Genomic DNA, 21,208 nt, shown 5'->3' with positions numbered 1-21,208 from the left:
TCTATCGCTGATATGTACTTACATTAAGAAAGTGTAACATAAATACAAAATGGAGCAAACCTTGCTACTCTTCCGAATCTTGTATCACTATATCTTCTGTCCCCTCTACCAGCGGTTTGATCGCCCACCACCTGATCCTCGCCCGATCTGTCTGTACAGGTCCCTTCACCTGGACGCCGATTCGAAACGTTCCTTTCTGCGGATAAACGATGACCCCTACGGCAAACTGCGCTGCATCTGTCACATACTCCGAATCATCAAAAACACTGGTATGCCCGTACATCACTTGCTCATGCTGGGAAAGCAACTCATCGATCACATCTGCATGAAAATCCTCGATTCCTGCACTGACATACACATTCCCTTTTCCGAGAGAATGCTTGAGCTCCTCAGAAAAATAACGATTGCCGATCTTGACTCCAAACGGCCAGTTGGAGGAGTATGGATCAATTGGTATTTCTACCACGCCCGTTGCTACTTGTTCATTTGCCTTTCCTGGTCGGGGCAGACCCAGCTCAAACTGGTAGACAGACCCCAGATTATCGTAGCTCACATCGAACTGCGGCTTATCAGTTGCCGCGATTTCTTTCACTCGCGTAGTCACCCGAAAGGAATCCGCATGGGAGCCTTGCTCGACTGGCCTTCCCTTCTGTCCACGCAACGCAAGCTTTTGCAAAAGCGCTGGCGTATACACGTACTCCCCAAACGGAACAGGAACAACCTTCTCAATCACATAGGTCGCATTCATTTGCAGCAAGCATACTTTTGCCAAATATAGAAAAGGCTGTTCGTTCGCTTGTGTCACATGATCCAGCTTGCGATTGTAGTAATCGGATACGAGCCGCTCTACCAGATCGTCTGGCGTGATTTCGATTTTCCCTACAGAAACGAGATCGGTATGCACCAAGCGATCCCCGAGTCGAACCTCTGCCTTGCCACCCAGCACCGCCAGCTCTACCGTACCGCGATCCCAGCCAGCCTTGAGCGGAATGGAGACGACATAATCGGTCTCTTTCCCGTCAACAGGCTCTAAGAAGGATACGCTACCGTCACTGCTTTCCAAGACCGTTAGCCCTAGTGCATCCAGCTTGTATTCGAATTGCACGCGTGACGTTTGTACCGTCTTCTCAATGTGCAACTGCAAGGAAAATACTTCACCCGGATTGACGTATCGCGGAGTTGCCTGCCAAATGCGCACCTGTGGATCTGCATAGAGCAGCACTCTTTGCTCTACCAGTTGTACCCCTTCGATGGATGCAGGATGCGGTGCCTCTTCTTTGATAAAAAGCCGATATCCTTCTGCGACCCGGTTGTATTCAGCCATTTCCTGCTCGACGGTTTCGGAGACGGAGAAGACCTGTTCTTTCCCTTTTTCATCATAGGCCAAGCAGACGTACACATTTTTTGCGTAATCGTTGTTGCTAAAGCCTTCCATCATGGACAGCTTCAGCTTCACCGGTTCAGGAAGCACAATTTCCCTCCCGAGATAATCAAGAGCAACCCCAGCCTCGACCGAAATCTGCTTTTCGTCTACAGCGATCACTTGCAAACCGCATACCACCCCACCCCCGTGAAGCAGCCGATTGGTGAGTCGACGCTTGTCATTGAAATAGCGCTGTTCTGATTCGAAATCTCGGACGGTTAACAGCTTCCCTTTGAAATACACATTCCGTTCATGTGGAAAATAACGCAGATTCTTCATCTCGAACACCTCACTTTGCGTATAAATCTCGGCTTCTTACTCCAGCTCTGCATCCAGCCCAATCCTCGTGTCATAATCGATTCGTCTACTGCGGTCCTTCCCACTTAGCACCGTGTTGTATGGAATAGACAAATTTTGATCAAGCGTAAGGAACGACGGCTCCGTCAAATAAGAATTAATCCCCACGTAGCTATGGAGGTCGGCGTAGATGCCCGGGCGCAGAACGATGAGCTTTGCCTCTGTAAAAGCAGGCGTTTGATCTTCCAAAATCTTTTGCAAAACCGACTGCTCCCGCTCTGTTGTCGCGCATTCCTGCGAAACAATCAGACAAAACTGATACGGATGATCCATGTACAAGGAAGAGATTAGCTCGTGTAGCTCCGGGATCGCCTTCATGTCCCTGATTTGAAAATACTCCACGATCATCGGGCGCTCCCCGGTATACAGCTGTACCATCTTTTCCAATCCCGCACGAGTGCCCCGCTCAGCGTATAGCTCCGGTGCGCGACGAATCAGCTCTCGTCGCTGTGCTTCTGTCCAATGCTCATCCCTGCCCATCCCCAACCAAGAAGCGAGCCAAGGGACGAACTCTCCCGGTGTCGTATCAGGATCGAACAACCGTGAAATGGTATCAATCTGTTCCTCCAGCTCCAAGTAAAACGTCCCGAAAAGGGAGAGGAAGCGCTCCAAAAAATTAGCACTGGCAGGTTCACTTTGATAAGTCGCTGGTAAATAACGCAAAAATGTGTCGCGCGGCGAATATATCCTCATTTGCCTGAGCAACGGGGAATGGCGGTCCGTTCCAAGCCATTCGATTTTGAGCCATAGATAGCGGCCTTTTGCGGAATGAAACAGCGCATCCGAAGCGTTGATTACCGGCTCTGACCATAGATTGGCGGTCCTTTGCAGCTTGGTTCTCCAGTCCATGTCGGGTGCCAGCAAAACGTCATCCAGATTGCGGACGGCTCCATCAATCACATGCTCTTTTCGATCAGAAGAAAACGTCGAGATGAGTAACTGTGTTTCTTCCGGTATGTCTGCTTCCAGCGTGAATTTATGCCACACTGTTTCATATTCCGTGCTATCCAATGCACGAGAGAAGTAGATGCCCATCGGTATTCCCGTCGCATCCAGATTGGACGTTCGGGAGACGAGTCTCATCATCGTCAGAACATTTTTCTGCGCGTCCCAAACATACAGTCGTTGCTGGTTATCAAAAACGAGCTTGTCTGCTCGGCCGTGGTAGTTGGTCAACGGCGCAAGTGCTTCCCCCGTTGGTTGAAAACGTAAAATGAATCGGGTATGATCATGAGCCGAATCGATGGAACGCCGATCACCCACATAGAGAATGGGACCTGGACCCACTGCAAATCCCGCGGGCTTGGTGCCTGACGGGATCGCCAGTGTGCACACATCGGCGCCTTCCGAAGAGAACCGAAACACTTGATTCGTCTGTGCCCAAAAAAGATAGGCCTTGCCCGGTTCGGCAACAGACAGGCGAAACAACCTTCTTCGCCTGATCTCACGGAGTGTAGCTGTCTCTTTTACTCTCAATTCCTCATGCGCGTATGTAGCGTCCACTTTTCCTGTCCGATTCAGCCGAAGGACGACGACTTGTGTTCCCGCCGCGATTTCCTTCCGTTCGTTATCTTGATCTACGAGCACAGGTGTCGTGATGTAAAGACGTCCTTCTTCATCCAGCCCTGCATCCAAAGGAAAAAGCCGCTGTTCCTCCCCCTCCTCCCAGCTCCAAACGCACTGGCCGTTGGCTATGGAATACGCACCGACTTTTCGCCTTGCTTCGGGGTCGAGGATATACACGTATTCATCGTCAGCGACGAGAAACGAGTCTTTGGAAAACAACCCCCGTCCAGCGCGAAACACAGTCTCCTTGAAGTTGTTGCCGTCATCATAATGCGTGATATGTCCGCTTTCATCCAGCCAAAGCAATGAGCCAACGCGTGCCATGGCAAAATCCAAGAGTCGAGAGTGATGTGTCGTCCCAGCCTGATGCACATGATCGATCACATATTCGGGCGATTTGTTCAGCACAATCCCCTCGTTGGAGACGTGAAGGTTATACCAGATCCCCCGCTGCCAATCGGACGGATTGTTCAGGGAAAAGAAACGATTCATTGTATCCACGCCCACTCCTCCGTTTGTTCCCGTCTATCTATCTCTATCCAAAACGAGCTCCAAAACATGCTCTCCTGAGTACACCAGACCATGGCGCGGAATCTGTATATCGCCGCCTTCATCTCTGACGATGCCTGTGCCCTCTGCGGAAACCCACAAATCCGTTACGTACAGCACACCCTCGATCTGGTTTAATACCTCGTAGAGATCGCTTTTATAAACAGGCCGACCAAATTCCCAGCCTTTTCCTTGTTGACTCGAAGAATTGTGTAGATCCAAAGGTGTCAAATATCGCTGCAATGCCTGTAGCACCATCTGTTTTTTGTCTACAAACGCAGACTCCACCACAATTGTCGCAAAAACGGTCACCTTGATATAAGCTGGAGCAGCCACATGGACCTCTGTCGTCAGCAGCCTTCGCTGTTCCAATTGGTGGCGAACAGTCCGCAGGAAACCTTCACTTGGCAGTGGTGTCGGCTGATCGCTAAATGGGACAATGACGACGGTCGTTTGAGCCGCTGCGTTTTGCTCGGAAGCTCCCGTCGCCCCTACTTTGTACAGGGGGATTGCCTTCGCGCGGGCTACTCGCAATCCGGGTGTCGAGAGAGCGAGGGCCTCATAGTCTTCTGCTGTAACGGCCCGCTGCGGTTTTTTCCCTTCCATTCTCATTCTGCGCTTGGCTTGATCAATTGTTTCGCGCTCGCTTCCCCCACTGGCTGGACGTGGATTCGTCACCTGCGCGGTGGTTTGCTGCCGGACGAGTGGCAGGAATCGGGTAATTTGGCCTCCTTGTACATTCCCCTTCGCACCTTGGCCTGACTGACAGGATAGGATCCGAATACCCGCCATACCTTCCAGTCTTTCTGGAATGGCTCCGTGCTCATTATTGCCAAACGCAATTTCTGTCCCGTCCGCATCAATCAGCATAAAATGGCGGTCCTGTGGCCCTGATCGGTCAAAATCAGTGACCAGCGACCAGTCTTCCCAGACGGGAAACGGACTGCCTTCGACCTGGCGCGCCACCTGAATAACAAACGTTTCTGGCAAGATCGATTGGACGTTCAACCGAAACACTTGATGTGGCAATCCACTGCTTTCTCCAATGGACCGTTGCCCTGCAAAGTCAATCCGATAGGCGATGACCCGAATATTTCTGCGACCTTCAGGCATTGCACCTCCAAATCCAATCATCGTGGTGCCCTGTACTAGGTCACGCGAAACGCGAAACGAAAATACGCCTGTATCGGCTTGGTCTGGTTCATCTTGATCCCATCCACTTTGCCAATGTTGTCCCTTTTTGCATTGAACCTCCACAGTGCCTTCATACGATAGCGAACTGGAAAGGACGATCGTCTGATCTGCTTGCCCCGTTCCATCGAACTCCCACACTTGACTAAAGGTTTCTCGTTGGATGACACTCACGGTATTCAACTCGATTTTTTCCAGGCGAGGAGCCAATTCGAATCGACCTGCACGCAATGTCGCACAGAGCCAGAATCGAGGGCGATCATTGGCGGGGTAAAGCATGAGCGGCTTCATTGTCCCTTCCAGCTCGATCAGGACACGTCCCGAAAAGGATAGATTCATCGTTTCATCCGAGACTAGTGGTAACGGACTCCATCCCGTTTCTTGCGTTGGTTCGTCCTGTCCATAGTACTCCCACTCGAGACTAGCCGATGGAACGAAAAGCGCTGTGGGCGTAAGTGGGGCGATTGGGACAGGATAGTCTTCAAACAGGCGCAATCCAATCGAGACTGCCTTCCCTACTGGCAGTGGCCGATCAAAGCCTAAGTAAATCTTGTTCCCTATCTTTGGTTCCTGGCCGAATGCGTAGTAGGAAACACCAGTATGCGCATTGGATGAACTCACATCCGCCGTCCCGCTTTCTGTATGAACCAGAACACGCTCCAGGTTGGCTGGTACCAGAACAAGCGAATGTTCCGTCTCGAAAGGAAGATTCCCCGCGAACAATCTCGTCTTCTCCGGAAGGATCGCTTCTTCTGACACGTCGAAAAACGTTACATCCGTCGTCGCACATGACTGGTTCTTTGGGTGTACACCCATGAGCTGCAAAAATTTGCGTTCATTCTTTTCCGTGATCCGGTTGAGATAGTATTGCTGCATTTCCATCAACCACGCGAACATCTCCAAAAGCGTAATGCCAGGATCGTGATGACGGTGATCACCCCACTCTGGCTGCAGCTTGGGGATCGCGTTTTTTGCTTGTTCGACGATCTCCTCAAAGTAGCGATCATCCAGATTCTTGGATGGAAGCATAGCGCACACTTCCTTTTTCAATGTTTGGGTGGGTAGGCAGCCTGGCCTTCGTGAACGCGGACGCTGATTCGATGCGCACCCTCTGTGACAATCCCATGTACGATCGTTTCGTATTCAGAAGCGAGCATTTCCTTTCGTTGCCCATTTTCCGTTCGAAATACAGCCAAGGTCAGATGATCCACAAAGCGGACGCCCTTTACGGATTTCAACAAGGCAAACAAGAGCGAAGGGTGCACACGCTGGCCTATTTCCCAGCCCCCACCGTGCAGATTTCCCGATATCGGGTCAAGGAATCGCGCGAGCTTGCTAAGTGTCTCCAGCTCTACCTCAACGATTTCGTCCAAAGCCCCCACTGCCAGCTCTGCTGTCACCGCAATTTCCAAGTAAACAGGCTCCCTGACATGAATCCGTTCGGGAGAGGCTATCGTCGCTGCCGCATGTGTCAGCAAGTAGTTCGTGACAGAACGCCGAAGCTCCAAAAATGGTGTGCCGAAGCATCCCGCTGCGGGCAATACGATCACAGTGACATGCCCTGCTTCTTTTTGCAGGCGGCTGTTCCGATTCGGCAAACACTTCACCTTGACGATCCCCGGATGCGCTTCACGGACGAGCCATTCGAAATCTTCTGCCGTCACCGCTCGATAGCGATGCTTGATTGTCTGTGGACCGCGCTGCAAAGCTTCCTTCAGCAATTCCCGATTACTTCCTCCACTCGCAGATACCGGATTGCTGACAGCTTGGACGAACGGAATCGATTGTTCCAGTTGATTCAACTGCCCGGCTGAAAGATTTCCTGCTGTTCCCCCTCCGACCTTATACGTCACCCTCACGGAACCGAGTCCGGTTTGAGGAAGCTCCCTACCGTGTCGGCCATCGCCAAACAAAATTTTTCCGCTAGCACTCTCCAAGCAGTAATGGCGATCATCCGGGCCTGAATCGTGCAGATGCTCAACTCGCTGCCACAGAACCCAGCATTTTTGCTCGTTCCCTTCAGAATCGTAGAGAATCTCCACCCGATTTTCTGGATGCTCCAGCCAGCTCTTTCGTTCACTCGGCAAAAAGAAGCCTGTTTCATCTACCCATACCTCTTCGTCCATGACGGGATGTCGAATCAGTCTGTACTCGGCTTGTGGTCCCTCTGCTATCCGCTCTGCCATTTCATTGCGAATCGTCTCCTGTTGAATGGCTCGTATCGTATTCGGATAAAAGCCACTTAGCACGGGGTGTCGTGCATCCGAAGCGACTCCTCCCAGACGATTGTCTACGTTGACGGCGCGAATCCAATAACGCTCCCGTTCAAACATTTTGCTTTTTTCCATATCAAAAGGACCAGCAAAACGTACGGTACCGCTTTCCGTAAAACCAGCGGTCTGATCAATCGTTTGCAGCTTGGCCCAAGTCGTCGCACCTCTATCTCCTCGCTTGTATTCCCATTGCACAATCGGAGCAGCCCCTGGGGATTCTTCCATTGGTAGAAAAGGAAAGTAGAAAGAGAGCGGTCCTTGTAATGGCGGCTGCTCAAATCCAAAGTAGACGGCGGGATGCAAGCATTCGGACGGTAAAAACGGCTGGAAGCTAGCCTGATGATTGCCTGTACCGACAAGTTGATGCCAATCCAAGTCGTTCTGTGTGAGAATCGCTTCGGGCTCATGCAGCGAGTCGCTGTACGAGTAAGTCAGGCGCATATCTTCCAGCCACGGGGCCATGTATACAGGATTCGGGCCATATAAGCCTTCCACTTGAAGAATTCTTACACGAATCCAATAACCATACTGGGATTGCACGGTTGTCGGCTGCAAATCACCTGGACACGTAAAGGCAACCACAATCTCCTCATCTGAATCAGTTCTGGCAAACAGCTTCTCACGGTCGTCCCCTGACAGAAGCACCATCCATCCGCTGCCATTCCAGTATTCCCATACCACCTTGCTGACCGTGACGGGTGTTGTCGCAGGAGGGGCAAAGGAAGATTCCTTCATGATCCATTTCCATTTCGGTTCCGGTTGTGATAGATGCGTTGCAGGATAAGGCACTGTCTTCATCCGAAAACGCAGGGCAACCGTACTTCCCGGCTTCGTCAACGCCTCTTCACAGGACAAAAAAAACATGCCATACGGTGAGAGCTGCTCGCCAAACGCAAGGCAACCAGTCCCAGAAACCTGCACATCATTGGAGAAAAGCATGTCGGGTGCAAGGCCCTCCGGATCATCTGTCGGCAAATAATCCGTCTTCATCTGGATTTGGGTCAGAGAGGTGCTCCCGCCATTTTTCATCCACTCATGAATCATGCCTGGCTTCACTCTACAGCGGAGCCAACGGTTTTCGATTCCTTGCACTTGACTAGACTCCCATTTTTTCCGCTGCGTTTTTTCCAAGCGCAGCCGATTTTGATCAGCCTCGATCTTGTCGAACAAAACCCATTCGCCCTCTGACAGATACGTCCACTCGACCAGTTCGGGATTCGCTAGCTTCTCTGTCAGCAAAGATTCCAGGTAGTGTTCCTGATTGGAAACCATCGTGAGCTGAATCGAAGCACGATCTCCTAAACAAAACAAGTCCTCATGCCCCAAATACCAACAATGCTCCTGCTGGTTAGGCAAAGCCTTGCAGTCAAAGAGAGGGAGCGGTCCATTTGTTCCAAGCCAACTCGTTGCATCTGTTAAAAAGTCTCGACTGCCATTGCAAAACAACAGGTCCGTTGGGAGAGAGGGGGTAGCCAGCATAGACTGATCGGTTTCAAAAACCACTTCATCGCCAAGGGCAGACTTCCCCGAAACTTTTGTGCCCGCCGGAATCCACACTGGCTTTTGCACGCCCGTACTCAACTCAAATGCCAAAAAGGTTTCTGCCGGTCTTGCCTGAGCCATTCCGACACCAAGCATATTGAGAAAAGCGATAAAATTTCGCTCCGGGACTTGATTTAAACGCTCACGATTATTCATCAGCATGTCTGCGAAAAGGAGAAATAAAGCCGTACCTGAATCAGGATCTTCTGGCGTGAAGCGCCACTCCGGTGTGTAGAAGGGCACCATTTCGCGCATTTTTCGGATGACTGCCTGCATATCCCGCGGATCGACCAAAGGTGGCTTCACATTACCCACCTCCCTTCCTTTTTTTCACGCGACTGTGATTCTTGCGCTATCCATGTGGACCGAGACGATGGACTGGATACAACAGATGATACCCTTTGTTTGTCGCACGTACGGTATAACTAATCGTAACGTTCACCGTTTCGGAATGAGTCTTGTCGACCTTCGCCTCCACCTGCACATCCCGCACACGTGGTTCCCAGATCATGATCGCTTCTGCGATGTCCGACTGGAGCAAAGCCAGGCTCGTTCCGTCCGTGCCATCAAACATGAAGCCTTGCAATCCGCTCCCGAATTTCGGTCGCATCACACGCTCACCCTTTGCTGTGGAAAGAATGATGCGAATGGCTTCTGCGATGTCATCCTCGTAGTCGGACAAACGAATACGGCCTGTAGCCTGATCCACCTGAATAGGGAACTTCCATCCTTTTTCACCGAATGGCTGCTGCATGGAATCCCCCCTTGAATTAATTCAATTTGATCACCGAACCGTTGATGGCAACAATACCGTCAGATTTGATGTTCAGGGACGCTCCTGCTTTAATCGACATGGCTCCCTGCGCCTCCAGATTTAGCTGGGTGGACTTGATTGTCAGTGATGTGTCTGACTGAATGGTCACTTGCCCTTTTGCATTCAACGTAATCGTACTTGAGCCGCTCTTCACCGTAACTTCATTGGCGCTGCCGCCTTTAATGGAGATTTGGTTGTTTCCGCTGCTCTCCGTCAGCACAATACTCTCATCCTTGTCCGACAGCTCCACCTGTTGTCCTTTTTTCGTGGCAATCGTGATCTTCCCGTCATTGGGATCATCGTCAAAAATCACTTCATGGCCTGCTCGGGTCGTGATTTTTCGGATGTTGTTTTTCTCCGCCATTTCCGGGCCTTTGTTTTCCTTATTCCATAACATCCCGATCACAAATGGCTCGCGTACATCTCCCCAATGAAAAGCGACCAGCACCTCGTCGCCTACCTCCGGAATAAACAGGCTGCCGCGATCTTTTCCTGCAAAAAGCGTGGCAATCCGCACCCAATCTGTCTCCCGCTCGTTATCCACCAGTGGCAGCTTCAGCTTTACACGCGAGAGCTTTTCCGGGTCTTCGTTGTTCGTCACAATGCCGACAATGACACCGTGGATCCTTGCCCGTTCTTCTTCTGTGATTTCATCCTGGTAGAACCAATGATCAAAGCTCATATCGTATTTCCCTTCACTTGAAACGTCGTGACATAGCCAGATGCCACATTGATGGTGTGTGTAACAGATGTGATGTAATAAGGCTGACTCAGCTTTTTCCCCATGCCCTCTAGTGTGATATAACGGCCAGCACGGATTTCTGGCAGACCAATGGCCTCACAGTTGCCGTCGAGAAGGTTCATGGCGAGTTGATTCAGGCGTGCCTTGGCGACTGCTTTTATCTCCTCAGGTGAGTCCAGCTTTTTCGTAGACTCGTATTTATCAAAATAATCACCGATTGCTCGCAGCAGATCAGCGCTTGTCTTCGAATTCGTCCCGAGCTTCCCGATATCTGCGCTCGTTGCTTTCGCTTCCTGAAGCACCGTTGTTTTGTCCTTGTCTACCCATCGCACCGTATAGGAGGAGGCTTGAGAAGCAATGTTGACATCGACGGAAAAGCTGCGCAACGAAACTCCCCAAATCAAGGTAAGGACCGGCGTCATGTTGCTCAGTGGCTTACGGAAATACAAGTTCTTCCCGACGATAAAAAAGTCGTAGTTACAAATTTTCGCAAGACGATTGATAAACTGAAAGTCAGTCTCGGACACCGTCTTGGTAATGGTCTCGATTGTCTGAACCGTATCATCCACATGCGTCGATAAGCCGTATTTTTGTCCCAGCTCTTTCACGACATCGCTGTATTTCTTTTTATTCCAAGCGGTAGACTTGTTATCGACCATAAGCAGGAACGATTTGTCCATCCCTTTTACCGTTATGGTAGGCGTCTCCTCGCATGAAAACGAAACGGCTGTAATATGTCCGTAAAAGAGGCTGGATAGCTCGGTTCCATAGCCCAGCTGAATTTCAATTTCATTGCCAGGAACCAAAAAGTCATCTACCCAACGGAACTCCCACGCTGCCGTATCAAAAGCATTGGTTACCGAAAACGAGAACGTATCTGCTTTACCTTCTAGGCTAGAGTTGATCGTTGCTTTAGTAATGGCGACACCTACCTGGCTGATGAGCTTTTTTCCTCCAACGAGTATTTCCAAGGCTGGGGAATGAAAGTTGTTGTATGTTTGGCGCAGGTCATCGAAGGAATGGCGGTCTGTCGTCAATTTTAATTCGCTCATGCCTTCGTCACCTCACTAGTGGCACATGTAGGGTAGTAGCCGGTTTTAGAAGTCTAGGATTGTCGATCTGATTGGCGTTCGCAATGTTACGCCATTTCGACGCATCATTGTACGAGCGATACGCCATCAAGTGCAGCTGGTCTCCTTGGTTGACCATTTGTTGTGCGACCTTTTCTCTTGCAGTCCCGATATCGTCCGCGGACTTTTTCACGCTCGTGCCTTTAAAGGTGACGCCTAACGTAGCTCGTACCGGTGTACCTTGATCGAGAAACATCGTAAACCGCTGCGAAACCTTTTCAACAACACCGGTGAATTGAAAGCTATCCCAGACGAATTTGCATAGGGGCGGCGTACTGATTTTCTTTTCTACGGCCATCAGTCCCAGCACCTGATTTGTGAATGCACGCACATCCACTCCAGCCTCGTATGTATCAAAAAACAAGTCGACCGATAATGTCTCGATATCACCGCTCGTGAACATCCCGACTGGTACCGATTGCCCCAATATCTTTTGCCACGAGTAGTTGTTGGAAGCATCGACCTTGTATTCCGAAGGGTTAAAGAGAACGGAAATACTCTCCTTGAAGTCACCTTGCCCGTTGCGATCCACTAAAATTTTGGCCTTTTTCTCCTGACCCATCATTGGCTTTTGCCTCTCTTTATCGAAGAAATAGTCGTCTGTGAGTACGGAAATTTTTTGCTATAGACCTCGTCGCTGCCGCTCTTGCGTGAGGCGCTTGTCCAGCTCCTTCATCATTTTATCCATCAATCGATCCACCTCTTGTGGGGATAACGAGGTCTGATTCCCAGTCCTCTCTTGCACGTGTAGATCGACTTGTCGCTGGGGTGGAAGTGTTGTCGCCTGCGGCACTGCGGTTTCTTGAGGAGGGATGCTTTTTCGCAAATACTCCATGGACGGTGGCGACTGAACGGTAGCAACAGGGCTTGTGTGGTTGTCTGCTGTGCGTAACGCTCGGCGATGAATATGGGTTGCGTTTTCGGCCAGGGAACGCTGCTCGGATTCGCCGGGTCTTCTTTGAGCTTGTTGCATTCGTTGCAGGAGCTGAAGTTGCGTCGTCATTGCCGTTGGCTTCAGATTGAATAGACCTGGTCTTTGTAGCGACATGAGCCTAGCGTCTCGAACCTCGATCCTCTGTGTCTTATCACTCGTTAACCGATTGATCGTCTGCGTCTTCTGGTTGACTGTCAGAGTCTGATCATGGTTGGTTTGTTGGAAAAGTCTGCGGCGACTAAGTTGTCTGGCATGCAGTCTGTCCAAGACAAAATCAATAGATGTTTCTCTCGAGAATGGAGCCGAACTGATTGGATGGTGGTGAGATAATGACTCCAAGCTGCTGAATCGATCTTTTCGTTGTTGTAGTTCTATTGCACGACTTCTTCCACTCTCATGCATGAAACTGTCGGGCGCCAACATGCTTTGATGCACAGGGCTATGGGGTAATCCCCACTGTTTCTGAACAACCATTTGTGCATCGTGACGCTTCAAAACAGTCGAGAATGAATGATGGTTCTGTACATATGCTTCCGTCCGGAAATCAGTCTGGATTGCTTTTCTGATTTGCTCCATGACCTGAAGATAGGGACGGACACGTAGGGCAAGGAATCGTGTCCTCAAGCTAGCTGTTTGCTGAAAGAAGCGAGAGTGACTGATTTCACGAGATTGACGGCTTTCTCGTAATAGATTGCTTTCGCCCATGCGAGACCTTGACTGATCATTCGATTGCTTTTCATTGCTTGGCGGAGCTTTCCTACTTGTGCTTGCGGTGCCTAGCTTTGCAACCCCACTTGTTGATGCGAGCTTTGCAAACTCGCTTAATGCCACTAGCTTCGCGCTTTTTTGCATGAGGATCGTAAGCCCTAGTTCCACACTCCATCCAGCAGCTATCCCTCGCAATGAGTCCCTGTCAAAGACGTCCGCTCTCATAGAAAGCGGCTTCGCAGACGTGTTGTACAATCGCTGATGATCTGCTCCACCGGGTCCAATCCACTCTGTAGTACGAAGCATTGCAGAACCAAAGCGGTTCAACCTGAGGAAAAGTGCCTCCTGATCATGACGACGAGTAAGCACGAGTGATCGACTTGTGCTTCGCTCATTATTCAAGAAGACGGCGTGCCGTAATGGACGATGCTCATGCTCGTGTACCATTGAGATCGTCGCTTTTCGTCCCGGTAGACTAAACTTTTCTTGATTCTTGGCGAAAGAGAAGACGACATCTGTCTGCTTGTCCTTCCCACCCTGAAACGATAGTAGCTGACGTAACATTCCATATGACATCTGAAAAAGGTGCTTATTTTGCAGAAAATGAATAACTGGCTGGAAAAATGGTTGGGAGACGCCTTCAGGTGTACTTGCAGCAGGATACAGAGATTGCTTCCCCGGCTCATATAGAAGGCTCCTTGGCGCATGAAATCTAGTAGTATGGAGCTCCCTTGTTCTGAGCTGTTTTGCCGCCATCTGTTGAAAATGCACCCACTCCATCACAGACTTCCCGTTCGTCTTGTGGTGGGCAGTACTGACGATACGATTCTGTAACGTTTGCCAGCGTTGGCGATTTGTGTGGAAGATAGGCGCGAAGCGATTCACACGGAAGACAGGCACGAAGCGCTCCCATGCAAACCGTTCAGTAACTGCTATACCAGCTGGCTCACGCTCGATTTCGTTATGAGTTGCAAGATGTTCCTTCATCCACGGCTGGTTCAACCATCCTCGTTTTTCAAAGAAAACAGGATCAATGCCCGACCGGAAGCTCTCAATCCAATAACCAGTGATCGACTTTTTGACAGCTGACTGCGAGAGAAGCGGAACTGTTCGGGAGCTAGCTGTGATACGGGCTGATTGCAATGGGAACGGTAGCCCCTGCATGGAGTGTAAAAGGTGTAAGGACAAACCCGTCCGCCACTCTTGCTGTAGCATGTCAGGCTTCCGATACGAAGTAGGGAACATGGCAGAGATGGTGCTCGTTTTGCCAAAATGAGTTTGCTCATGGCTTGATTCCAAACGAATGGACTGCTCCCTAGCAATCTCGTTCAACCTGGCTTCCTGTGATATCAGCTGTTGAAGCAACTCGTATGTCCGCTGATTCCTTGTTGCGCTGGATTCGAAAGGAAGCAGTTGCAACGGGGGGAATGTAATGCGATTCGGCTGCTTCTGCTCTACCCGCGATGCAAGCGCGGTTGCTTGTGCCTTTAGACTTATGACAAAGTGGCGCAACCAATACATCAAGGCACTCGACTGTTCTTTCCGCCCGCTCTCTATCTGCTTCAACCTCTGTCGAGAACCGAGCACAGCTAGCCTACGTTCACTTTCTGCCTTTGGAAACCGTTGAACCAAATGGAACAGCTGCTTAAACCGACCTGCATCCCCTCGATGAAGCATACGAGGCAAAGAAAACGAGAACATCCTCGAAAGCTCATTGCTCTGAAGTATCCTCTGTTCCAATGGGATAAAAGAAACGTCCGACAGTGTTTCTAGCATCCACCCGTTTTTTGCTTGCGGATGCTGACGGCTTCTCGGGAAAACAATCGAATGTAAAACATGTAGACGTGGATGAGCGATCATCGTCATTGGCAGCCGTGTTTCTCGACTTTGTTGCCAGTGCAGACTCAGGTTTTTCCACCAGCGACCCCAAAGTTCAGTCTGCTGAGAAGCTACAGACCAATGAATATTTTCACTTTCATGAACGATTCGTCTCGTGATGTCTCTACCGTCTATTCCGGCTTGCACTGTCCACACCGAGCGATCCAAGAAAGTACTCGCAGCCCGTCCTTCTGCTCTTTTTAGCAAATCAGGAAAAAACCGCGTCCCCATCTCTGGTTCCATTCCTTTGCGGATCAGCTGCAAAAAGTAGCGAACTCCAGATTGTTCGAATCGGACTTCATTAAAACGCGTCGCTCTGAGACGTGGAATCGAAATTGCATCTACTCCTGCTGCTGATTCAAGCCGTATCCGTTCACGTTCATAGTGCAAGCTCCTGAGTTCACCAGGATCACCCATTCGTGCCGTGTGTACCCATAATTCCGGCGAAACATAGGAGGTCTCAGGCGTCCAAAAACTTTCACGTACGGTTTCCTTGCTGTCTGAAACCATTGCTTTCAAAAGAGGCGAGGCAAAATCGGCCGGGTGTATCTGCTCTTTGAACCGCCCCAGCGGCAGCCATTTCTCAAGTGAGCTTCCTCGCTGAACCGAAGATTGAACATTGCTGGACCAGCGATATCTATCTCTTCCCTTTGAGACAACCGTGATCTGCGGCAGGTAAACCTTCTCGATTATTTTGGATGACGCCCACTTCTGAAAAAGCTCATGTATAAAAGCAGCTGGTCGTACTTTTCGTCCTGATCCCGATGCTTGCGTCATGACTACGCGCTCTTTTGATCCTGGTAAGCCAGCCTGTCCGTTCGGCAACCTTTCTCGATTCAATCCGAGGTAGGAGTCCACTTGTACTTGCATGCGCACATGAATGAAGGTCTGATGAAAGTGGTTTTCCTGCCCTCCGATACTCGGCGAAAAATCACGATGGATCAAAGCGAGGTAGCCGGGATCGCGACCTTCCGCGTGCCGATACTTCTGCATGATGCTCTGTGCAAAGCCTTGACTGGACGCCCTTGGCTGCAGTGATGGACGACGCGAAAGTGGGAGCGCCTTGATCGTTATCATCGTTTCTTTTGCTCCTTGCAGACGGGATAAGGCTTAAAAATACGATTTTAAGCCGTGGTGCACGATTTCCAATGTCTCAACGGCTACTTCTCCATGCGTGGCCCGAAACTCCGGTCCAACCCACTTGACCGGATAAGCCCCTTCAAATGCCCAAGCCCCCACGTCATTTCCGTTTGCGTCCATAAGAATGATTGCCCCTTGCTTGCGCTTGCGCTTTTCTGGCGGGCCAAAGTGGAATTCCTCATACCATCGCCACAGCTCGTTTGATCTCACAAACCCTCGTTTGAAGACGAGATTGGGAAATTTGCTGCGTTTCGGCAGCTTGTGAACGAAATGGTTCACGCCACCCTCTTGGTACTCCTCCAGCTCTGTTTCGACGGCCAATCCGGACACTTCACTAAAACCAGCGACCCAGATACCATCCATCTCCAATCCAAACGGAAGAAAGTCCACACGAAATCGGAGGTTGGTGTAAAACGGATTCTCATTGGCGAACACCAGAATCACCTCCGCTTGAACACATCAAAAACATTTTCGGGTTCGTCATTTTGCCTGCGATTGATCGCGGATATCTCTTCACACCAGCGCCGCCGTTCCTTGTGTTCCATCGACATGATCTCGTCGTGAGGCCAGTGAAAATAGTAGGCGATGAAGGCGGCTTCTTCATAGATCTTGTCGACGGGATACCCACTCATACTCCCTCCAGCGCCCCTGAAAAAGCCATGTCTACCTGAAATTCATGCTCGCATTTCGGACAAGATGTCTTGAACATCGAGCTGTCCAATTCATTAATCTGTCTGTACAGGTTTTGCAGGTACGCGAGATCCGCCGTAAACAGCCGCTCCACCACTCTTGTGTCAATTCCCCGTACATCTCCCAGCTTGGTAATCACTCTCGTCAGCAAAATAATCGTCAAGTAGCCGGGATTTTGCTGGACACGCGGGTCACGCATCGGCAAAATCTCATCGGCAGCCGTCGCCAAGCGCATGACGCCCCGCTTGTGCAGGTTTCCTTCTTCATCCACATAGCCGCGCGGGAGCTCAAATTCGTATTCCGTTTTAAATGCCATGGTGTCATCCTCCTCATCACCCTAGGCCAGCAAGAGTGACAAAGAAAAACCTCTTTTCCTTGCCACTCTTAGGCGTTCGGATCTTCTCTTATTTCGTGCGTGTCATTCCTTCATGAGCAATTTCCAACTGCTCAATTGCTACCTCTGAGGACGTACCGTTAAAATCAGGCGCCGTGTATTTGGTCGGCCATGCTTCGATGACCTTCCATGTAGCGACATCATCTCCGGCTTCGTTAATGGCAATGATCGTTACCGTTTTGCGTGCGACCTTGCCCTGGATGGTGTCCTGCATCCAGTTGTACAAATCCATCGAATCTGTCACGCCCCATTTCAGCGTGATGTTCCCGTACTTCGCCAAGCCCGGGAGCTTACGCGGTGTAATCACCTCATTGCCTTCACGATACTCGACTACGTCCACAGACGCGTCAAAGCCCGACACCTCACTGAAGCCTGCCTGCTGAATGCCGTCCATCTCTACCCGATACCGAAACTTGCGGTATGGATCCTTGCGATCTGCCATACTGTACCCCTTTCTTCACATCGTTTTTCCCCGTGAATTATTACTGATCAGATGTTTTTTGCGTAATACGGAAGATGACGAACTCTGCTGGTTTGACAGGAGCTACACCAATCACGCAGATCAATCTGCCATTGTCGATATCATCTTGCGTCATCGTGCTTCTTCCGATTTGGATGTAAAAGGCTTCCTGCGGGCTTGAGCCCATCAACGCGCCATCTCGCCAAACTCGCGTCAGGAAAGAATCGATCGTGCGTTGGACGCGGGCCCACAACCTCTCGTCATTTGGCTCAAATACCACCCAGTTTGTCCCGTTTTTGATCGATTCTTCGAGGAAAATGAACAGGCGGCGCACGTTTATGTACTTCCATAGCCCGTTGGATGACATCGTCCGCGCACCCCAGACGCGAATTCCTTGACCTGTAAACGCGCGAATCAGGTTGACTCCCTTCGGATTCAAAATATCCTGCTCGCCCGTATTGTACTGGCAATCCAGTCCTGTGCAGCCGCGTACGACCTCGTTTGCCGGGGCTTTGTGGACGCCGCGGGTGTTGTCCGAGCGCGCGTAAATGCCTGCCATGGAGCCAGATGGCGGAATGTAGATGTTGCGCTTGTCCAGCGGATCAAACACTTGCAGCCAAGGATTGTAGATGGCAGCGTATTGCGTATCGAAAATATTGCGATGGGTCAACACATCGCTTACTTTTTTCTTGTCGCGTGGGATATCGAGGATGGCGAAGCGGCTTTTCAGGTTTTCACAATGAGCCACAAGCGCGAGCTGCACATTCGGGTCTGTTACGCCAGGAATCGCCATAATGCTCACTTCGTCATTATCGATGAAGGCTTGGATTCCGGTACGTTTTCCCGGTCCATGGTCCTCCCCCATGTATTCGCCCGCCGACAGATTGGCGACAGAACCGTCGCTACCCCCTGCCAATGAGATTTGATACAGACCGAATTCCGTCTTTCCACCCTCAGATTGAGTTTCTTCCGCTATCCCTGAAATGACGGTAAAAGGCGGTATGACTTCTGAGCTCGCAGGGGCAGCACCCGCTTCGACCTCTACGATATTGCTTTTGGACAGCAGCTTGCTGACATGATTGGCAGCAGAGACATTGAGCGAGCATTTGTCGAACTCTTCGGCCTCATCGTTGTAGAAGACTTGCACCGTGAATTCGCATGTGGACAAAATTTTGACCGGCAGCAGATTGTTATCGATGACGTCTCCTGTGAGCACGGCAGACAACTCGATCACATTGTCTTGGGAAGAAACCACTTCGCTGTACTGCTTGGTTTCACCGTCATAGAAAGAAACGACATCACCCGCTTGAAAGCCTGCACTGTTTTTCACGCGGTATTTAGGAGCCTCGCCTAGCTGCTCGTAAATCTGCGTTTTCGCCTTACTCGACGGAATCAAATTTACGCGGATCTGATTTCCCCATGCCCCCGGGTTTTTGGCAATAATCCGAAGGACAGCCCCTTCGCTGTTGCCTTCATTGGAAGCCGGCTTCGCATCTGCTGGCGCTACCCGCATCACATAACAACGGGAGCCTCCATTCAGAAAGAAGTGATCCACCGCATAAGCGAGATAGCGGTATTCGCCAAACGCATTTTCAGACAAATAGGAACCGAACAATTTGCGAAAATCATTGACACCTGTAATCAGCTCAGGCAATCCTGCAACGGGTCCTTTTTGGGCAAGCCCGATAAAGCCGGCTGTGCTCGTGCTCGCTCCCTCCATGGGAACGGGGCCACTATCAAATTCTTCGACATACACCCCTGGTGATAAGTACTCTGGCATCGTAACCTGATTGGAGAGTTCCGCGTGTATCAGCAGCAGAAACCTGCAATCAGTCCCTCCCTCCGATTAATTTCATCACTTGCTTTACCACTTACAAAAAAGCCGTTTTGATACGTGAGTCTTGCTCTATAATCAGGCAGCAGGATGTCATGGACCGACGCCAAACAACTGCCGGATCACCCTATTTGGGTCTGTTCATTTGGATGATACCTATGGATTGGGTCGTACTGGCTTGAATGGAAAGCTCGGCAAAACCAGCGGCTTCTTCCCGCCACACTTCAATTTTCATACGCGCATGAGTTTTTTCCAGAAACAACGGAAGGGCAACTACGAATTCTCCTCTGTCGTCGCAGTTCGTTTCGAGCAGTGGGAGTAAGACAGTGCCTCTTGGGTAGGCAAAAGAAAGAGGTTCGGTCAAGGGATAAACTCGACCTTTTGGGGGACTTGCAAAACGAATGATCGTCCCTTTGCATGTGGGTGTTTCGAGAAGAAAAGCGTCAGCCAAATCGACTTGACCCTTTTTACTGGCTACGATTAGCTCCGTGACCTCTTTGGCAGCGTCCTCAGCCAATTTCACCGGGGCATCTCGCTCATATGAGATGACAGCCTGCACACTGGCACCACCAGCTGGAGAACCATCCTCCACGCAAGCTCTCCCTCGAACAAGGGAGTCTCCTGCCCGAAATGGATAGGCTGGACTCGGATGCAAGTAAATGATTCGTTCGGAGTAAGATGTGCTCCCGGTCGTCACAGGGAAAGTCACGGAACGATCCATATACTCCCGGCTGCTTATATTGAGCGTGTATATCCCATCAGGCAAGTCTGAAAAGATATACCATCCATCCCCTTTGCATACAGGCACTTGTGGATGATTCGCCAAGCTAACAGACAAGCTCGAGCGAAAAGGGGCTCCCCTTGTATACATATCCACCAGACGAACGGCATACGAGAAAACGGAACGAATGCGCACCTGGAAATGCTGATCCATTAACGTTGACCTTCCCCTCGTATGCGAATATCCCGTTCCAGTACGCGCTTCGTTGAACGAACTCGGGTGGAATCGATATGAACCGGCCCTACCGAGTAGCCGATGGATAGCTTGTACGGAACATGTGGAAAGAGTTGGATGAGTTTATCAACGGGAGGCTGCTCCACGACGACGCGAAGCTCTGTATCCATGTTTGCAAGGGAGCCTTGAAGCTGATCGCCACGCAAAATGGCGTTGTCGTAGAGAACCTGCATGGCACGCCCGAGGATGCGGTGCTCGTCCAGCATGCGGGTATGCTGTTCTGCTGGGGAATGGGCGGTCAATATGTAGGATAGATTGACCGTCATTGGGGGATATCGCAACTGATCAGTACCTTCACTGATCATCATGTGCTGCCTCTCCTGACTTTCCCGGATTTCGTATAAAAACAAGGCTAACGCCAAATCTCCTGGCTGAGCAGGCGAGCTTAGACCAATCAACTCCGGTTGGCTAATCGGCTCCGGCGTCATCTCTTTTCGAAAAAGAGCGAGCAGTGTCTCTCCTACTTCAGCAATGGCGGTGTACTGGCTAATACCCGTTCACCTCGACATTATTTGACAGAATACACTTATCATAACATTCAAATTAATGGTTTTACATGCATTTTTAT

16 protein-coding genes are annotated in these 21,208 nt (G+C 50.5%); all 16 read right to left on the bottom strand.

The genetic code is table 11. From position 1 onward, the window contains the following. Window positions 1–64 precede the first annotated feature (64 nt). A complete protein-coding gene (locus HP570_RS24195) occupies window positions 65–1,702 on the bottom strand; it encodes a hypothetical protein (RefSeq protein ID WP_173627436.1) in 1,638 nt (545 codons plus the stop codon). Between the two features lie 36 nt (window positions 1,703–1,738). Then, window positions 1,739–3,838 (bottom strand): phage tail protein, encoded by a 2,100-nt coding sequence (locus HP570_RS24190; protein WP_217364811.1) that lies wholly within the window; start codon window positions 3,836–3,838, stop codon window positions 1,739–1,741. Between the two features lie 33 nt (window positions 3,839–3,871). After that, window positions 3,872–6,115: a putative baseplate assembly protein gene (locus tag HP570_RS24185; protein WP_173627434.1), complete on the bottom strand. Its 2,244-nt coding sequence runs from the start codon at window positions 6,113–6,115 to the stop codon at window positions 3,872–3,874. A gap of 17 nt (window positions 6,116–6,132) precedes the next feature. Next, window positions 6,133–9,207 carry a putative baseplate assembly protein gene (locus tag HP570_RS24180; protein WP_173627433.1) on the bottom strand — a complete coding sequence of 1,025 codons (3,075 nt, stop codon included), beginning with the start codon at window positions 9,205–9,207 and terminating at the stop codon, window positions 6,133–6,135. A 46-nt stretch (window positions 9,208–9,253) separates the two neighbouring features. Then, entirely contained in the window at window positions 9,254–9,655 is a 402-nt protein-coding gene (locus tag HP570_RS24175; protein WP_173627432.1) for a GPW/gp25 family protein, read from the bottom strand. 16 nt (window positions 9,656–9,671) lie between these two features. Beyond that, window positions 9,672–10,397 (bottom strand): phage baseplate assembly protein V, encoded by a 726-nt coding sequence (locus tag HP570_RS24170; RefSeq protein WP_173627431.1) that lies wholly within the window; start codon window positions 10,395–10,397, stop codon window positions 9,672–9,674. Then, window positions 10,394–11,509, bottom strand: coding sequence for a phage late control D family protein (locus HP570_RS24165; RefSeq protein WP_173627430.1), 1,116 nt, complete (start codon window positions 11,507–11,509; stop codon window positions 10,394–10,396). The genes HP570_RS24170 and HP570_RS24165 overlap by 4 nt, the downstream gene beginning before the upstream one ends. A gap of 7 nt (window positions 11,510–11,516) precedes the next feature. After that, complete coding sequence (locus HP570_RS24160) at window positions 11,517–12,152, bottom strand: CIS tube protein (RefSeq protein ID WP_087346442.1); 636 nt, start codon at window positions 12,150–12,152, stop codon at window positions 11,517–11,519. Window positions 12,153–12,209: 57 nt separating this feature from the next. Next, window positions 12,210–16,184: a hypothetical protein gene (locus tag HP570_RS24155; protein ID WP_173627429.1), complete on the bottom strand. Its 3,975-nt coding sequence runs from the start codon at window positions 16,182–16,184 to the stop codon at window positions 12,210–12,212. A gap of 33 nt (window positions 16,185–16,217) precedes the next feature. Beyond that, window positions 16,218–16,682: a phage tail protein gene (locus HP570_RS24150; protein ID WP_015892460.1), complete on the bottom strand. Its 465-nt coding sequence runs from the start codon at window positions 16,680–16,682 to the stop codon at window positions 16,218–16,220. 5 nt (window positions 16,683–16,687) lie between these two features. Continuing rightward, window positions 16,688–16,879, bottom strand: a complete 192-nt coding sequence (locus HP570_RS24145; protein ID WP_015892461.1) for a DUF6760 family protein — start codon at window positions 16,877–16,879, stop codon at window positions 16,688–16,690. Next, complete coding sequence (locus HP570_RS24140) at window positions 16,876–17,253, bottom strand: hypothetical protein (RefSeq protein ID WP_007721338.1); 378 nt, start codon at window positions 17,251–17,253, stop codon at window positions 16,876–16,878. Before HP570_RS24140 ends, HP570_RS24145 begins: the two co-directional genes overlap by 4 nt. A gap of 88 nt (window positions 17,254–17,341) precedes the next feature. Then, a complete protein-coding gene (locus tag HP570_RS24135) occupies window positions 17,342–17,773 on the bottom strand; it encodes a phage tail protein (RefSeq protein ID WP_007721341.1) in 432 nt (143 codons plus the stop codon). A gap of 40 nt (window positions 17,774–17,813) precedes the next feature. Next, complete coding sequence (locus HP570_RS24130; protein WP_173627428.1) at window positions 17,814–19,571, bottom strand: phage tail sheath subtilisin-like domain-containing protein; 1,758 nt, start codon at window positions 19,569–19,571, stop codon at window positions 17,814–17,816. A gap of 181 nt (window positions 19,572–19,752) precedes the next feature. After that, window positions 19,753–20,559, bottom strand: a complete 807-nt coding sequence (locus tag HP570_RS24125; RefSeq protein WP_173627427.1) for a hypothetical protein — start codon at window positions 20,557–20,559, stop codon at window positions 19,753–19,755. Then, window positions 20,559–21,113 carry a Pvc16 family protein gene (locus HP570_RS24120; protein ID WP_375138864.1) on the bottom strand — a complete coding sequence of 185 codons (555 nt, stop codon included), beginning with the start codon at window positions 21,111–21,113 and terminating at the stop codon, window positions 20,559–20,561. The genes HP570_RS24125 and HP570_RS24120 overlap by 1 nt, the downstream gene beginning before the upstream one ends. Window positions 21,114–21,208 lie beyond the last annotated feature (95 nt).

This window comes from Brevibacillus sp. RS1.1, assembly GCF_013284365.1.
GTDB lineage: Bacteria > Bacillota > Bacilli > Brevibacillales > Brevibacillaceae > Brevibacillus > Brevibacillus brevis_D.
Note: the sequence above shows the minus strand (reverse complement) of the source record. Positions and strands in the feature narration are given on the sequence as shown.

What these genes read in the sequence shown, in the direction of transcription:
- HP570_RS24135 (WP_007721341.1), bottom strand. Translation starts at nt 17,773, where the DNA reads ATGGCAGATCGCAAGGATCCATACCGCAAGTTTCGGTATCGGGTAGAG.
- HP570_RS24155 (WP_173627429.1), bottom strand. Translation starts at nt 16,184, where the DNA reads ATGATAACGATCAAGGCGCTCCCACTTTCGCGTCGTCCATCACTGCAG.
- HP570_RS24160 (WP_087346442.1), bottom strand. Translation starts at nt 12,152, where the DNA reads ATGATGGGTCAGGAGAAAAAGGCCAAAATTTTAGTGGATCGCAACGGG.
- HP570_RS24130 (WP_173627428.1), bottom strand. Translation starts at nt 19,571, where the DNA reads ATGCCAGAGTACTTATCACCAGGGGTGTATGTCGAAGAATTTGATAGT.
- HP570_RS24175 (WP_173627432.1), bottom strand. Translation starts at nt 9,655, where the DNA reads ATGCAGCAGCCATTCGGTGAAAAAGGATGGAAGTTCCCTATTCAGGTG.
- HP570_RS24170 (WP_173627431.1), bottom strand. Translation starts at nt 10,397, where the DNA reads ATGAGCTTTGATCATTGGTTCTACCAGGATGAAATCACAGAAGAAGAA.
- HP570_RS24145 (WP_015892461.1), bottom strand. Translation starts at nt 16,879, where the DNA reads ATGAGTGGGTATCCCGTCGACAAGATCTATGAAGAAGCCGCCTTCATC.
- HP570_RS24125 (WP_173627427.1), bottom strand. Translation starts at nt 20,559, where the DNA reads ATGGATCAGCATTTCCAGGTGCGCATTCGTTCCGTTTTCTCGTATGCC.
- HP570_RS24190 (WP_217364811.1), bottom strand. Translation starts at nt 3,838, where the DNA reads ATGAATCGTTTCTTTTCCCTGAACAATCCGTCCGATTGGCAGCGGGGG.
- HP570_RS24185 (WP_173627434.1), bottom strand. Translation starts at nt 6,115, where the DNA reads ATGCTTCCATCCAAGAATCTGGATGATCGCTACTTTGAGGAGATCGTC.
- HP570_RS24195 (WP_173627436.1), bottom strand. Translation starts at nt 1,702, where the DNA reads ATGAAGAATCTGCGTTATTTTCCACATGAACGGAATGTGTATTTCAAA.
- HP570_RS24165 (WP_173627430.1), bottom strand. Translation starts at nt 11,509, where the DNA reads ATGAGCGAATTAAAATTGACGACAGACCGCCATTCCTTCGATGACCTG.
- HP570_RS24140 (WP_007721338.1), bottom strand. Translation starts at nt 17,253, where the DNA reads ATGGCATTTAAAACGGAATACGAATTTGAGCTCCCGCGCGGCTATGTG.